The 14,460-nt window shown below is 62.5% G+C and carries 9 protein-coding genes and 1 pseudogene; 9 read left to right on the top strand and 1 reads right to left on the bottom strand.

From position 1 onward, the window contains the following. Position 1: 1 nt before the first annotated feature. Positions 2-2,644 (bottom strand): aminopeptidase N, encoded by a 2,643-nt coding sequence (gene pepN, locus AC0VX3_RS19620; protein WP_475521924.1) that lies wholly within the window; start codon positions 2,642-2,644, stop codon positions 2-4. A 410-nt stretch (positions 2,645-3,054) separates the two neighbouring features. Here pepN and AC0VX3_RS19615 point away from each other — a divergent pair, with 410 nt between their 5' ends. The 9 genes and pseudogenes from AC0VX3_RS19615 (at position 3,055) to AC0VX3_RS19575 (ending at position 14,440) form a co-directional block, all read left to right on the top strand. Further along, entirely contained in the window at positions 3,055-3,552 is a 498-nt protein-coding gene (locus AC0VX3_RS19615; protein ID WP_475521923.1) for a class I SAM-dependent methyltransferase, read from the top strand. Between the two features lie 27 nt (positions 3,553-3,579). Further along, positions 3,580-4,780, top strand: a pseudogene (locus AC0VX3_RS19610) (CaiB/BaiF CoA transferase family protein). 58 nt (positions 4,781-4,838) lie between these two features. Continuing rightward, positions 4,839-5,432: an NUDIX domain-containing protein gene (locus AC0VX3_RS19605; RefSeq protein ID WP_475521922.1), complete on the top strand. Its 594-nt coding sequence runs from the start codon at positions 4,839-4,841 to the stop codon at positions 5,430-5,432. Between the two features lie 131 nt (positions 5,433-5,563). Next, positions 5,564-7,441: an adenylate/guanylate cyclase domain-containing protein gene (locus AC0VX3_RS19600; RefSeq protein WP_475521921.1), complete on the top strand. Its 1,878-nt coding sequence runs from the start codon at positions 5,564-5,566 to the stop codon at positions 7,439-7,441. 188 nt (positions 7,442-7,629) lie between these two features. Further along, positions 7,630-9,516: an ABC transporter ATP-binding protein gene (locus tag AC0VX3_RS19595; RefSeq protein WP_342895797.1), complete on the top strand. Its 1,887-nt coding sequence runs from the start codon at positions 7,630-7,632 to the stop codon at positions 9,514-9,516. Further along, positions 9,513-11,399, top strand: coding sequence for an ABC transporter substrate-binding protein (locus AC0VX3_RS19590; protein ID WP_342895798.1), 1,887 nt, complete (start codon positions 9,513-9,515; stop codon positions 11,397-11,399). The genes AC0VX3_RS19595 and AC0VX3_RS19590 overlap by 4 nt, the downstream gene beginning before the upstream one ends. Positions 11,400-11,579: 180 nt before the next feature. Continuing rightward, a complete protein-coding gene (locus AC0VX3_RS19585; protein WP_475521920.1) occupies positions 11,580-12,605 on the top strand; it encodes an ABC transporter permease in 1,026 nt (341 codons plus the stop codon). After that, positions 12,602-13,783, top strand: coding sequence for an ABC transporter permease (locus AC0VX3_RS19580; protein WP_475521919.1), 1,182 nt, complete (start codon positions 12,602-12,604; stop codon positions 13,781-13,783). The genes AC0VX3_RS19585 and AC0VX3_RS19580 overlap by 4 nt, the downstream gene beginning before the upstream one ends. A gap of 63 nt (positions 13,784-13,846) precedes the next feature. Continuing rightward, complete coding sequence (locus AC0VX3_RS19575) at positions 13,847-14,440, top strand: class I SAM-dependent methyltransferase (protein ID WP_475521918.1); 594 nt, start codon at positions 13,847-13,849, stop codon at positions 14,438-14,440. The last annotated feature ends 20 nt before the right edge of the window (positions 14,441-14,460 follow it).

Genomic DNA, 14,460 nt, shown 5'->3' with positions numbered 1-14,460 from the left:
ACTATTGCAGGGATCTGTCGACAATGTCGCGGCTGTCTCTCGATAGATTTTCGTAGGAAGAAACCCTGAGGAGCGCGGATTCCGCAAGGGCAGATCTCTGTGGGTCAAGCGCGCGCCAGGAGCGGAAGCTTGTCAGAAGTCGCGAGGCGACTTGCGGGTTCCGCTTGTCGATCTCGAGTGCCGATTCGGCAATCAGCTCGAAACCGGCTCCATCGGGCCGGGCAAACTGGGTGGGATTGCCGGTCGCGAAGGACTGGAGCAGCGCCCGCACGCGGTTCGGATTGGTCGGATCGTAGAGCGGATGGATCATCAGGTCCCTGACCTTTTCAACGGTCTCGGGACCCGGGTCTGTGGCCTGCGTCATGAACCATTTGTCCATTGCCAGGGAATTGTGTTCATAGCGGGCGCGGTACTGTTCCAGCGCTTCGTCTTTTGCCGGCATTGCATCATGGACAAGCAGGGTCAGCGCCGCCAGCCTGTCCGTCATGTTGTCGGCTGACGTGAACCGCTCCAGCACGATCCCGGCCGCTCCGGATGCGGACACCGCGCAATAATGGAGCGCCCGGTTGGCGAGTGCGCGTTTTCCCGCGGATGCCGCGTCCGGAGCGTAGGCGCCAGCCGGCACAAGCTCCGTCGCCTGTTCCAGGAACGCCGCAACATGCGCCCGGCCGATCTCCCGGCGCAGGACCGCGCGGGCGGCGTGAATGTGATCCGGGTTCACGTTCTTGCCGATTTCCTGCGCGATATCGGCCTCGCCCGGCAGGGTCAGGGCCAGGGCGCGGAGCGCTTCGTCCAGGGACATGTCGCGCAAGGTGGCGCCGAACACGTCGATCACGTTGCGCGAACACACAGGCGGATGGCCATCCCCGTGGAGCGCGGTCAGCCGCACAAGGTCCTGCATGGCAAGATCCTGGACCGCCTGCCAGCGGTTGAACGGGTCCCTGTCATGGGCCGCCAGGAAGACAAGGTCTTGCGGATCCTGCTGCTGATCAAGACGCACAGGAGCGGAAAATCCGCGCAGAAGCGACAGAACGGGCCTTGAGGCGATGTTGCCGAAGCGGACCTTCTGGCGGGCCTGGTCCAGTATCAGAACATCACCGGAAATCTGCGCGCCCTCCGCGGACGTTACCTCAAGGTCCTCTCCGTTGGGACCGAGAAGACCGAAGCGCAGGGGGATGACGGCGGGCTTGCCGGTTTTCTGTCCGGGAACCGGCGGGATCTCCTGGCTGAGCGACAGCTCGAAGGTCTTGCGGCCGGGATCGTATTCGGTCTCGACGGTGACGACGGGTGTGCCCGCCTGCTCGTACCACAAGGAGAACCGGGACAGGTCCGAGCCGGTGGCATCCTCGAAACATGCCAGAAAGGCTTCGATGGTGGTTGCGTCGCCGTCATGGCGGTCGAAATAGAGATCCAGGCCCGCCCGGAAGGCGTCGTCGCCCAGGAACGTCTTCAGCATGCGGACGACTTCCGCGCCCTTCTCGTAAACGGTCGCTGTGTAGAAGTTATTGATCTCGTGATAAATTTTCGGGCGAACCGGATGCGCCAAAGGGCCTGCGTCTTCCGGGAACTGGTGCGACTTCAACAGGCGCACGTCGGAAATCCGCTTGACCGCTCGCGAGCGCATGTCGGAAGAGAACTCCTGATCGCGAAACACGGTCAGGCCCTCCTTCAGGCACAGCTGGAACCAGTCACGGCACGTGATGCGGTTGCCGGTCCAGTTGTGGAAATACTCGTGTGCGATCACCGCTTCGATATTGGCGTAGTCCTGGTCTGTCGCGGTTTCCGGGTCGGCCAGAACATACTTGTCGTTGAAGATGTTGAGGCCCTTGTTCTCCATCGCGCCCATGTTGAAGTCCGACACGGCGACGATGTTGAAGACGTCCAGGTCGTATTCGAGACCGAAAACCTCCTCGTCCCAGCGCATGGAGCGCTTGAGCGAATCCATGGCCCAGCCGCAGCGGTCCTGCTTGCCGTGCTCGACATAGATGTTCAGCGTGACCGGCCTGCCGGACGCGGTGGTAAAGGTGTCCGTGACCCGGGCCAGGTCTCCGGCGACAAGGGCGAACAGATAGGCGGGCTTGGGATGGGGGTCGTGCCAGACCGCATAGTGGCGGCCGCCGGTCTCCAGATCGCCGGTTTCAGCCGGATTGCCGTTCGCGAGCAGGACCGGACACGTCGCCTTCGGCGCGACCAGCCGGGTCGTAAAGACCGCCAGATTGTCCGGCCGGTCCAGGAAATAGGTGATGCGCCGAAAGCCTTCCGCCTCGCATTGCGTGCAGTAGGTTCCGGAGGACCGGTAAAGACCCATCAGCTTGGTGTTGGCGTCCGGATCGATTTCGGTTTCGAGCGTGAGTTCGAACGGCTCACCCGGCGGCGTCCGCAGTTCGAGCCGGTCGTCGGAGGCGGCAAAGGCACAGGCGGGCAGGGGCTCTCCGTTCAGCCTGAGGGCCTTCAGGGTCAGCTCGTCGCCGTCCAAAACGAGGGGCGTGCCCTCGGCCGTTTCCGGCTGTCTGTGCACCGACATAGTCGCGGTGACCAGGGTCGCCGTCGGCTCGAGTTCGACATTCAGATACACCGTGTCGATGCGGTAGGCGGGCGGATAGTAGTCTTCCAGCCGGATGGCCGGCGCCGTTTCGGAACGCATCTGGAACTCCTGGACAATCGGTCTGCACACAATGCGAGCATGGCGCGCGCTGGGCTACCGCGTTAGCACGAACCGGAAGAACAGCCAATTGCGCATTCTCGAACAGGCGCCCGTGACATGCACAACCGGCACGCGCGGATCCGTCCGTTCAGGAGCGTGCGGGTTCTGTCACAGCGGCCGGGACGGAAATTTCGCCGGACACCGGCATCCCTTCGGCGTTTCGGAAGGCTTGCCGCAACTTCGACCGACGGAAGTTGGCCGTTCTTCCGGATCAAACTCCATAATTGAATTCCTTCGTTTCGAGGGGTTTCCTTATACGGGAAAATGGGCCAAACAGCACCACACAAGATGGGGCAAGGAAAGCTGGGGCAGGATCCGGCGAAGAACCTGTCGAATGGGGATTTTGGTTTATGAGCCGCTTGGACAGTTTTATCCGCCGCATGACATCGCAGAAAATTTTGCTGGAGTACCTCGTCAACAGGGTCAATGAAGTCGAGGGTCCGGTTCTGGAACTGGGGCTGGGCAACGGCAGAACCTACGATCATCTGCGCGAAATCTATCCGGACAAGGAAATTTTCGTTTTCGATCTCACGATGAACTGCCATCCGAGCTGCGCGCCCGATGCCGAGCACATGATCCTCGGAGATATTCGCGACACGCTTGCGTTCTGCGGTCCGCGCGTGAAGGCCAGAGCCTCCTTCGCTCACATCGATATCGGATCGGCGGACCCGACCAACGATCTTGCGATCGTTCACTGGCTCGCCCCGGTTGTCGACGAGCGCATGGCGGTCGGAGGCTTCGTGCTGTCGGCGCTTGAACTCTCGCTGCCGAATTTCGAGGTGCTCGAAAAACCCGATGGCATTCATCCCGGCCGCTATCACATCTACCGCAAGACTGCCGAGGCCTGATACCGGGGCCACGCGAGGAATTCCGAAATGAGCGCGCCGCTGGAAGGCATCAAGGTCGTTGAACTCGCCCGCATACTGGCCGGTCCATGGACCGGACAGACACTCGCCGATCTCGGTGCGGAACGTCATCAAGGTGGAAAGTCCGCAAGGGGACGACACAAGGGGCTGGGGGCCGCCTTTCGTCAGCGACGAAGACGGCAACGACCGCGATGCGGCGTATTTCCACGCCTGCAACCGGGGCAAACGCTCGATCACGGTCGATTTCCGCACCGAAAAAGGCCAGGACATCGTCCGCCGGCTTGTCGGTCAGGCCGACATCCTGGTGGAGAACTTCAAGGTCGGCGGTCTTGCCAAATACGGACTGGACTACGACAGCCTGCGGCAGGTCAATCCGAAGCTGATCTATTGCTCGATCACCGGCTTTGGCCAGGAAGGGCCCTATGCCCACCGCGCGGGCTACGACTTCATGATCCAGGGCATGGGCGGCATCATGGACCTGACCGGTGAGCCGGACGGCAGTCCGCAAAAGATCGGGGTCGCCTTCGCCGACATTTTCACCGGCCTTTATGGTGTTGTCGGAATTCTCGCCGCCCTGCGCCGCCGCGACCAGACAGGCGAGGGCGAATGGGTCGACATGGCCCTTCTCGACGCGCAGGTCGGTGTTCTCGCCAACCAGGCCCTCAACTACTTCGTCTCTGGCAAGGCGCCGAAACGCCTCGGCAACGCCCATCCGAACATCGTGCCCTATCAGGTTTTTCCTGCAAAGGACGGTCACCTGATCATCGCCGTCGGCAATGACGGTCAGTTCCGGCGCCTGTGTGCGGTACTCGGCCTGCCGGAGCTGGCGGACGTTCCGAAATTCGCCACCAACGCCGCGCGGGTCGCGGCAAGGTCGGAGCTGGTGCCGCTTCTTTGCGCTGAAACGGAGACGCGGACCCGGGACGACCTTCTGGCCGCGCTCGAAGGCGAGGGCGTGCCGGCCGGCCCGATCAATTCCGTCGAGGATGTCTTTGACGATGCACAGGTCAGGCACAGGGGCATGAAGGTCGATTTGCCGGCAACCGGGGTGGCAAACGGGTCGGTCGCCTCCGTGCGCACGCCGATCAGGTTCGCGAATGCGGAGCTGGTTCTGGATCGGGCGGCGCCCGCTCTGGGAGAACATACCGCGGAAATTCTCGCAGAGCTCGGCCTTCGGTCCGATCCCGCCGGTCGCGAGCCGTCTGACTGATTAGTTGCCGGCCGTCGCCGCCATGCGCTGACCCGAACCCTGTGCCTCGGAGGCCGTCTTGAAAGAACCGGAATTCCTGAAGATCCATGACGCCAGCGTGCTTTCCGACGATTGGGGGAAACTGACCCGATACAGGTTCGCCTATCGGCGTCGGGACGGCACCTGGCAGGACCTGACCCGCGAAGCCTATGATCGCGGCAACGGCGCCACTTGCCTGTTGCACGATCCGGACACCGATTGTGTCCTCCTGACCCGGCAGTTCCGGCTGCCGGTGTGGCTGAGCGGCAGGGACCCGTTCCTGATCGAGACGCCGGCCGGTCTGCTCGAAGGTGCGCGCCCCAAAGAGCGCATGCGCGCCGAACTGATCGAGGAAACGGGTTTCGATGTCTCGCGCCTGGAGCACCTTTTCGATGTGCACATGAGCCCGGGGTCCGTGACCGAATATCTGTCGTTCTTCATCGGGACATACCACCCGGGCGATCGTGTGTCGGCAGGGGGCGGTGACGAAAGCGAAGGCGAGGACATCGAGGTGATGCATGTGCCCCTGGCGCAGGCGCTCGCCATGATCCGGTCCGGAGAGATCGCCGACGCGAAAACCATCATCCTGTTGCAGGATCTCGCGCTTCGGCGGGCCGGGCTCCTGACCAGTTGATCGGCCGGTGAGGCTACCGCCTTAATTTGACGCGTTCTGGCAGGCAGGGTCAGGCAAACGCGGGCGGACGGGTTCCCATCAGGCCCGGTTCGTATAAGCTGCCAAACGACAATGAGAGGCTTTGCCTGACAATGACCAAAAAGCGCAGTGATCGCCGGATCATGCTATCCCTGACGACCATCGTCGGGCTCGGCTTCGGTGCATTTGTCGCCGTCGCACTGGGTCTGGTGCTGGCGCTCTCGATTTCGGCCAATTTCCGCAACACGTTTTCGCTGCTCAACGACAAGACCATTCTCAGCACACAGGCTCTGGAAACGCAGCTGCGCACCCACTTCGCCTCCGTCGAAAACGCCATTATCGGACTGAAACCCTATTTCGATGAAGGCACGATCGGCATCGACACGCCGGAACGAACGCTCCAGGACCTGTCGATCGCGCTGAAATCGAACAAGAATATCACCACGCTTGCGGTCACCGGTCCCGATGGCCGGCGGCTTGGTATCTACCGTGCGCCCAATGGCAAGCTGTGGCGGATAAATTCCGATGCGCCACCGCCGGGCATGACCATGAAGAGGTTGCCCCAACTGGGCGCGGACAGTCCCGCGACCTGGGGCGCGCTGGTGAAACATGAAGTCGGGCTGTTCGCGAATGTGTCCGTGCCGCTTGTCCGAGACGGCCAGGTCATCGGGATGCTGACCGCGGCCACATCGATGGAGGCGCTGGGCCGGATCGTCTCGCAACAGGACGAAGGCCTGGACAACACGGTTTTCGTGCTTGCGGACGGCGAACAGGTCATCCTGCATTCGGATGCGGACTGGCTGCAGACCGGGGGCAGCATCAGGGATAATTTGCCGGCGAGCTGGCAATCGCTGGGCGATCCGGTTCTGGCCGAGATGGCGAACGAAGAGACGCTGGAAGAATTTCAGAAAGCCGCCGACCTCGGCATCGAGGTGTCGTTCGTCAAGGCCAACAATGCCGACTACATTTTGATGAAGGCGCACCTGGACGGTTTCAGCGACAAACCCTGGACCGTGGGGCAGTATTTTTTGAGCGCGACCGTTTCCCGCGAAGTCCGGCGATTGGCCGGGTCGATGTTCGTCGGCCTCGGTGCGCTGGTCGTTTCCGTCCTGATCGCGTTCTGGATGGGGCGCCGGGTGGCCAGGCCGCTGAAGTATCTGGCGCTTCAGTCGAAGCGTGTCGGCACCTTGTCGCTGAACGAGGTGGAACCGCTGCCGCGCAGCCGTGTCGCGGAGATCGATCAGGTCGCCCTGGCCTTCAACTCCATGGTGGAAGGCCTGAAGGCCATGAACACCTATGTGCCCAGGTCCCTGTTCATCAAGCTCATGCGCCTTGGCGGCAGCTCCGCGGCGGACGCCCGTGAAGCCGAACTCACGGTTCTGTTCACCGATATCGTCGGCTTCACGGCCCTGTCGGAACATCTCAGCGCCGAGGAAACGGCGCGGCTTCTGAACGACCATTTCGCCATTCTGGTGGAGGCGGTGGAAGCGGAGGACGGCACCGTCGACAAGTTCCTGGGGGACGGCATGCTGGCCTTCTTCGGCGCGCCGGATGCCCGGCCGGACCATGCCGAGGCGGCCATCCGGACGGCCCGTCGGATTGCCGTCGCCCTGAGGGAGTCCAACCGGAAAGCAGTCGCCGAGGGCCGCCCGCCGATGTCGCTGCGCATCGGAATTCATTCCGGGCCGGCGGTTGTCGGCAATGTCGGGGCGCTCGACCGGTGGAACTACACCGTGGTCGGCGACACGGTCAACGCGGCGGAGCGCCTTCAGACACTCGGCAAGGAAGTCCCGGACAATCCGGAAGTGACGATCCTGGCGAGCGCTGCCACCGTTGCCCGCCTGCCGGGAGAGCGCCATCACAGAGCCGTCGGCGCGCATCATCTGCGCGGACGCAGCGGGCCGATCGAGGTCTATTGGCTCGACCCGTTCGGGAGCCCCGAGCTGGAAGCGGCCGAACCGGTGCAGGCGCCCGGCACGGCCGCCGAGTAGATCTGCCCCAGCGGAACGCCGCGTGGCGGGCACCCGATGAGCCCCCAATTCACTGTTTGTGACGCAGATCACACAAATCCAGCGAGAATTCTGCATTGCTATCAGCGGGCAAATTTGATTGTCTTTCAAATGCAATAGGGGCTTAGTAAGCCTCCTTAGGACAATCCCTGGCTGGGAGGAAGCGTGCGGTGAATGTTCTCTCTATCGAGGGACTGACAGTAGATTTTAATACGGCGGAAGGCCGGGTTCGGGCGGTTGACGACGTATCGTTTGTCATCCCCGAAAACCGGACGGTTGCGCTCGTGGGCGAATCCGGCTCCGGCAAGACGGTCATTTCCCAGACCATCATGGGGCTCCTGCCGCAGGCGGCGACCATATCTTCCGGAAAAGTGATCCTGGCCGATCCCACAGGGGCGGAGCCGCCGGTCGACATCGCGACGCTCGAGCGCAAGGGCGCGAAGATGCGGCACCTGCGTGGCAACCGCGTCGCCATTATCTTCCAGGAACCGATGACCTCGTTGTCGCCGCTCCATACGATCGGTGACCAGATCGGCGAGGCGGCGCTGCTGCATCGCAATGTTTCAGGCGCGGAAGCGCGCGAATTGACCAGGACAATGCTGAGCCTGGTTCACTTCCCGGACCCGGAGCGGGCCCTCGACACCTATCCGTTCGAATTGTCCGGCGGCCTGCGCCAGCGGGCCATGATCGCCATGGCCATGATCTGCCGGCCGGCGCTTCTGATCGCGGACGAACCGACCACGGCACTGGACGTGACCATCCAGGCTGAAATCCTGAAGCTGATCCGCGAGGTCCAGGCCGAATTGCGCATGTCGGTGCTGATGGTCACCCATGACTTCGGCGTTGTCGCCAACATGGCCGACGAGATCGCGGTCATCTATCACGGCCGGATCATGGAAAAGGGCACGGCCCAGCAACTCTTCTCGGACCCGCAGCACGACTATCTCAAGGCCCTGCTCAATGCGGTGCCGAGCTTCCATATGGCCAAGGACGAGCGCCTGGTTCCGATTCGCCCGATCGTGCTCAACTCGGAGGATCTGACCGCCAACCGCCCGCATTGCGATGTCGCCCCGGGCGAGCCGCTCGTCGAAATGCGCGATGTCACCAAGAAGTTCACCCTGCGCAAGGGCTCCCTGCTGGGCGGCAAGGTCAGGACAATGACCGCGCTCGACAACATCAATCTCACCATACGGCGCGGCGAGTGCCTGGGTCTGGTGGGCGAATCCGGCTCCGGCAAGACCACCGCCGCCAAGGCGATCCTGCGGGCGCTCGATATCGAGGGGGGCAAGGTCCTTTACAATCGCGGCAACGGGCTTGAGGACATCGCCGGATTGAAGGGGCCGAAGCTGATGGACTATCGGCGCCGGGTCCAGCTGATCTTCCAGGACCCGTTTTCCTCGCTCAATCCGCGCAGGACCATCAACGACACACTGATGGAGCCCTTCGAGATCCACGGCATCGGCACGGTGAAGGAGCGGGCGGAGCGCGCGCGCAACCTGATGGACCTGGTCGGCTTGGATCCGCGCTTCCTGCGCCGGTATCCGCATTCCTTCTCCGGCGGTCAGCGTCAGCGCATCGGCATTGCCCGGGCGCTTGCGCTCAATCCCGAATTCATCCTGTGCGACGAGCCGACATCGGCCCTTGACGTGTCTGTCCAGGCCCAGATCCTGAACCTGCTTCAGGACCTGAAGCGCGATCTCAACCTGACCTATCTGTTCGTCAGCCACAATCTGGCTGTGGTGGATTATGTCGCCGACCGGATTGCCGTGATGTGCCGGGGCCGTCTCGTGGAACTGGGCGAGACCCGGACCGTCGTCGGCAACCCGCTTCATCCTTACACCAAGGCGCTTTTGTCGGCGGTTCCCGAGCCGGACCTGTCGACACCGCTTGATTTTGCCGCCCTCGATGCCAACCGGGCATCGGAGCCGGAACTGTGGCCGGAACCCTTCCGCATCGAAGACGGGCAATTGCCGTCTCTGGTGGAAATGGAACCGGCTCATTTTGTCTGCGCACCTGGTCTGAAGAACACAAGGGCGCTTGAGGGGACTGCAGCATGATTTTTTCCAATTCACTGAGGGCGGGTCTGTTCGTGACCGCGGCCCTTCTGGCGCAGCCGCTCGCCGCGCTGGACCTGAAGGAGACGCCCGGTCTCGATCCCTCCCTGCCTCCGGTGGCCGAGCGGCTCCCGTCCGAACCCCTGATCGTCGACCTGGAAGCCAAGCGCCGTACCATCGGCAAGCACGGCGGGTCGCTCGACACGCTGATCGGCCGGGCCAAGGACGTCCGCCTGATCAATGTCTGGGGCTACGCCCGTCTCGTCGGCTACAACGAGGATCTGGATCTGGTTCCCGACATCCTTGAAGATGTCGAGGTCGAGGATGGCCGGATTTTCACGCTGCACACCCGGGAAGGTCACAAATGGTCCGACGGGCATCCGTTCGGCGCCGAGGACATCCGTTATTATTTCGAGGACGTTGTCAGCAATGAAAGCCTGAATCCCTCCGGGCTGCCGCCATTCCTGGAAGTCATGGGCAAGGGCCCCGTCTTCGAGGTCCTCGACGACACCACGGTCCGCTTCACCTGGGAGGAACCGAACCCGCTGTTCCTGCCGGAACTGGCCAAATCGCGGCCGCCGTTCATTTACCGGCCGGCGCATTACCTGAAGCAGTTTCACGAAAAATACGGCGATCCGGATTTCATCGCGGCCGAAGCCGAAAAGGTGAAGGCGCGCAGCTGGGCACCGCTGCACAACAAAAGAGACGACATGTACAACGCCCGCAATGTCGCGCTTCCCTCGTTGCAGCCCTGGGTCCGCAATCGCGATGACAGCGATCTGCGCTTCATCCTGGAACGCAACCCCTATTATCACCGTGTCGACAGTGCCGGCCAGCAACTGCCCTATATCGACGATGTCGTCATGACGGTGGCAGACGGCAAGCTGATCCCGGCGAAAACCCAGGCGGGTGAAAGCAACCTGCAGGCACGCAACCTCAGTTTCGCCGACATCACGGTGCTGAAGCGGGGCGAAAAGCAGAACGACTACAAGACTGCGCTGTGGTCCAACAGCAAGGGCTCGGAGATTTCGATCCTGCCCAACCTGACGGTCAAGGACCCGGTCTGGCGCGAGCTCGTCCGCGATACGCGCTTCCGTCACGCGCTGTCGCTCGGCATCGACCGCAACCTCCTGAACCGGGTTCTGTTCTTCGGCCTCGGCAAACCCGGCAATGACACGGTCCTGCCGGCAAGCCCGCTCTACAAGGCCGCCTATGCCAGCGAGTGGGCGCAATACGATCCGGACAAGGCAAACGCCCTTCTGGACGAAATCGGCCTGACGGAGCGCAACGGCGAAGGCATCCGGCTGTTGCCGGATGGCAGGCCGCTTGAAATCATCGTCGAAACCGCGGGCGAGGAACAGGTGCAGGACGATGCGCTCGAACTGGTCACCGAGACCTGGCGCGAAATCGGCGTCAAGCTGTTCGCAAAGCCGAGCCAGCGGGACAACCTGCGCGAACGCGCGATCACCGGCCAGTTGCTGATGTCGGTGTGGTTCGGGCTGGAAAACGGCATCCCGACCTCGGAAATGCCGCCGGAAGACCTGGCACCGGTCCGGGGCGACATCCTGTCCTGGCATTCCTGGGGCGACTATTATGAAACCAATGGCGAGGGCGGCGAGAAACCGGACTGGGCACCTGCGGAGCGGCTGATGGAGCTCTACAATGCCTGGCTCGTCTCCAGGACCCAGGAAGAGCGGACCGCGATCTGGGAGGAAATGCTCCAGATCCATGCCGATGAGACCCTCCGGATCGGACTGGTGTCGGGCGTTCCGCAGCCGGTGGCGATCAAGGACGTGGAGAACGTGCCGCTTGAGGGCATCTACGGCTGGGATCCGGGCGCTCATTTCGGCATCCACCGGATGGATGAGTTCTACATGACGGACTAGAAACTGCCGGAACCGGCCGGCAGGCAGGCGGTCTTTCAAGGGCACGGCCCGGGCTGCCGCTTGCGGTGGGACTGAATCCGTTTCAAAGGAAACGGAAATCGAGCTTGAGAGCAACTCCTTCGGGACGGACCGTGCTGACACGGGCCTTCCGGAGGATCGGACGGGCCAGGGGGAGTTCAGGTGCTCTATTACATTCTTCGCCGGATACTGATGATGATCCCGACCCTGTTGGTGATCAGCCTTCTGATATTCTTCATCATCGAACTTCCCACCGGTGACTATATTTCCAACCAGATCGCGGCGCTGAAGGCGTCCGGGGAACAGTCGTCGATCGGCAAGCTTGAGTTTCTCAGGAAGGAATTCTCGCTCGACCGGCCGTTTTTCGAGCGCTATCTGATCTGGGTCGGTCTCTGGCAGGGCCCGCACGGGTTCGACGGGCTGATCCAGGGCAACTGGGGCTGGTCGTTCGAGTTCGACAAGCCTGTCGACCAGGTCGTCGGCCCGACCCTGCCGCTCACGGTCGTGCTCAACTTCGCCACCATCCTGTTCGTCTATGTGGTGTCCTTTCCGATCGGGATCTTCTCCGCCACGCGGCAGTATTCCTGGGGCGACTACGGCTTCACGTTGCTGGGATACTTCGGCCTTGCGACGCCGAACTTCCTGCTCGCGCTCATTCTTCTGTATCTGTTCAACCGCTGGTTCGGCCTGTCGGTGGGCGGCTTGATGGCGCCGGAATACATCGACCAGCCCTGGAGTTTCGACAAGGCGATGTCGGTGCTGGCGCATCTGATCGTGCCGACGATCGTCATCGGAACCTCCGGCACGGCGGCGATGATCCGGCGGCTGCGCGCCAATCTGCTGGATGAGCTGCACAAGCAGTATGTCACCACCGGACGCGCCAAGGGCCTGAAGGAAAACCAGCTTCTCATCAAGTATCCGCTCAGGATGGCGATCAACCCGTTCATCGCCGATATCGGCAACCTGATCCCGTCGATGGTGTCCGGCTCGGTGATCGTGTCCGTGGTGATGAGCCTGCCGACCGTCGGGCCGGTGCTGATCTCCGCGCTCCAGTCCCAGGACCAGTTCCTGTCCGGTTTCATCCTCTTGTTCGTGGCGGTCCTGACCCTGATCGGCATGCTGATCTCCGACCTCTTGCTGGCGGTGCTTGATCCGCGCATTCGTCTGGGCGGGAGGGCATCGTCATGAGCATCGACACAAAGGACCCTGCCGGAGAGCGCCAGGTCGAGCATTATGTCGATCCGGCCCCGTTCAACCCGACTGTCACCGAAGAAATGACGCCGGAGCAGGAGCGCTTCTTTCAGGCCTCGCAATGGCAGATCATGTGGTGGAAGTTCAAGCGCCACAAGATCGCGGTCTGGTCCGGAGTGGTCCTGATCCTGTTCTACATGACCGTTCCCTTCGCGGAGGTGATTGCGCCCTACAAGCCCAACAGCCGCGACAGCATGCATCTCTATGCGCCGCCGCAGCCGATCCACTTGATTCATGACGGCGCGTTCGTCGGGCCGTTCGTCTATGGCATGACGTCCGAGATCGACATGGAGACCCTGCAATGGGTGTTCAAGGACGACACCGACCAGGTGCAGAAGATCCGGTTCTTCTGCCGCGGCGATACCTACAGGTTCTGGGGCCTGTTCGACGCCTCGTTTCATCTGTTCTGTCCGGCCGAGGACGGGACGCTGTTCCTGTTCGGCACCGACCGGCTCGGCCGGGACCAGTTCTCCGGACTGATCTACGGCGCGCGCCTGTCGCTCACCGTCGGCCTGATCGGCGTCACCATTTCCATCGTGCTGGGGCTGTTCTTCGGCGGCATCGCCGGCTATTTCGGCGGCTTTATCGACAGTGTCATCCAGCGCGCGATCGAGATCATCCGCTCCCTGCCGGAACTTCCCCTCTGGATGGCGCTGTCCGCCGCCCTGCCGATCACCTGGAGCCCGGTCTGGATCTATTTCGGGCTGACCATTATCCTGGGCCTGCTCGACTGGCCGGGGCTCGCCCGCGCCGTCCGCTCCAAACTGCTGTCCCTGCGCGAGGAGGAATACGCCAAGGCGGCGGTGCTGATGGGGGCAAAGCCCAAGCGGGTGATCACCCGCCATCTGCTGCCCGGCTTCACCAGCCACATCATCGCCTCCGCGTCCCTGTCGGTGCCCTCGATGATCCTGGGCGAGACGGCGCTGTCCTTCCTCAATCTGGGTCTGCGCCGGCCGGCGATCTCCTGGGGCGTTCTTCTCAACGAAGCCCAGAACATTTCGGTGGTCACCGTCTATCCCTGGCTGATGGCGCCGGTGCTGCCGATCATCATCGTGGTTCTGGCGTTCAATTTCCTCGGCGACGGTTTGCGCGACGCGGCAGATCCCTATAAGTGATGCTGTTGAAAATCCATTCGTTCCGGCGGGCCTTGCGGCCCGCCTTTGCCGTCAGGAAACACCATGTCTAAAAACGCCACCACCGCCGAAGGCTGGGATGAGGAATATGAAGCCGGGCGCTGGGCCTTCCTGCGCTCGCTGCCCGAAAGCGGCCGCTACGGCATCATCGGCATGTGGTTGAGCCTGACAGGCGCCATGGACGAGGTTCTGGACATCGGCTGCGGCGAGGGGCTCTTGTACGAGCGCCTGCAGCCCATGGGCATCAAGCGCTATGTCGGCATGGATCTCTCCCCGGCTTCGCTCGAAATCGCCAACGTCGACCCGGCCATCGCGAGCCTGCGCGCCGGCGACATGCATACCTTCGAGCCGAAGGAGGGCGAGGCTTTCTCGGCCATCGTCTTCAACGAGGTCCTGCATTTCGCCGAAGACCCGGCCGCCCTCGTCGCCCGCTACCGCCCGTTCCTGAAGAAGGACGGCGTCATCGCCCTGTCCATGTATTCCCCGAAGAAGCCGGAGTCTGGCGCCAACCGCCTGATCAATGCCCTGTGGCAGGCCACCGACGACGGCAGCCAGTGGGACGTTCTGGACGACTACCGCCTGGTGTCCGACAAGAAGGGCGTCACCTGGCGCATGCGGCTGGTCAAGCCGGTCGGGTGAAGGGAATTGGTTCGGTCTGA

The organism is Roseibium sp. QJM3NY_11, assembly GCF_056173175.1.
The sequence above is the reverse complement of the archived record's forward strand: the minus strand, read 5'-3'. Positions and strand labels throughout refer to the sequence as shown.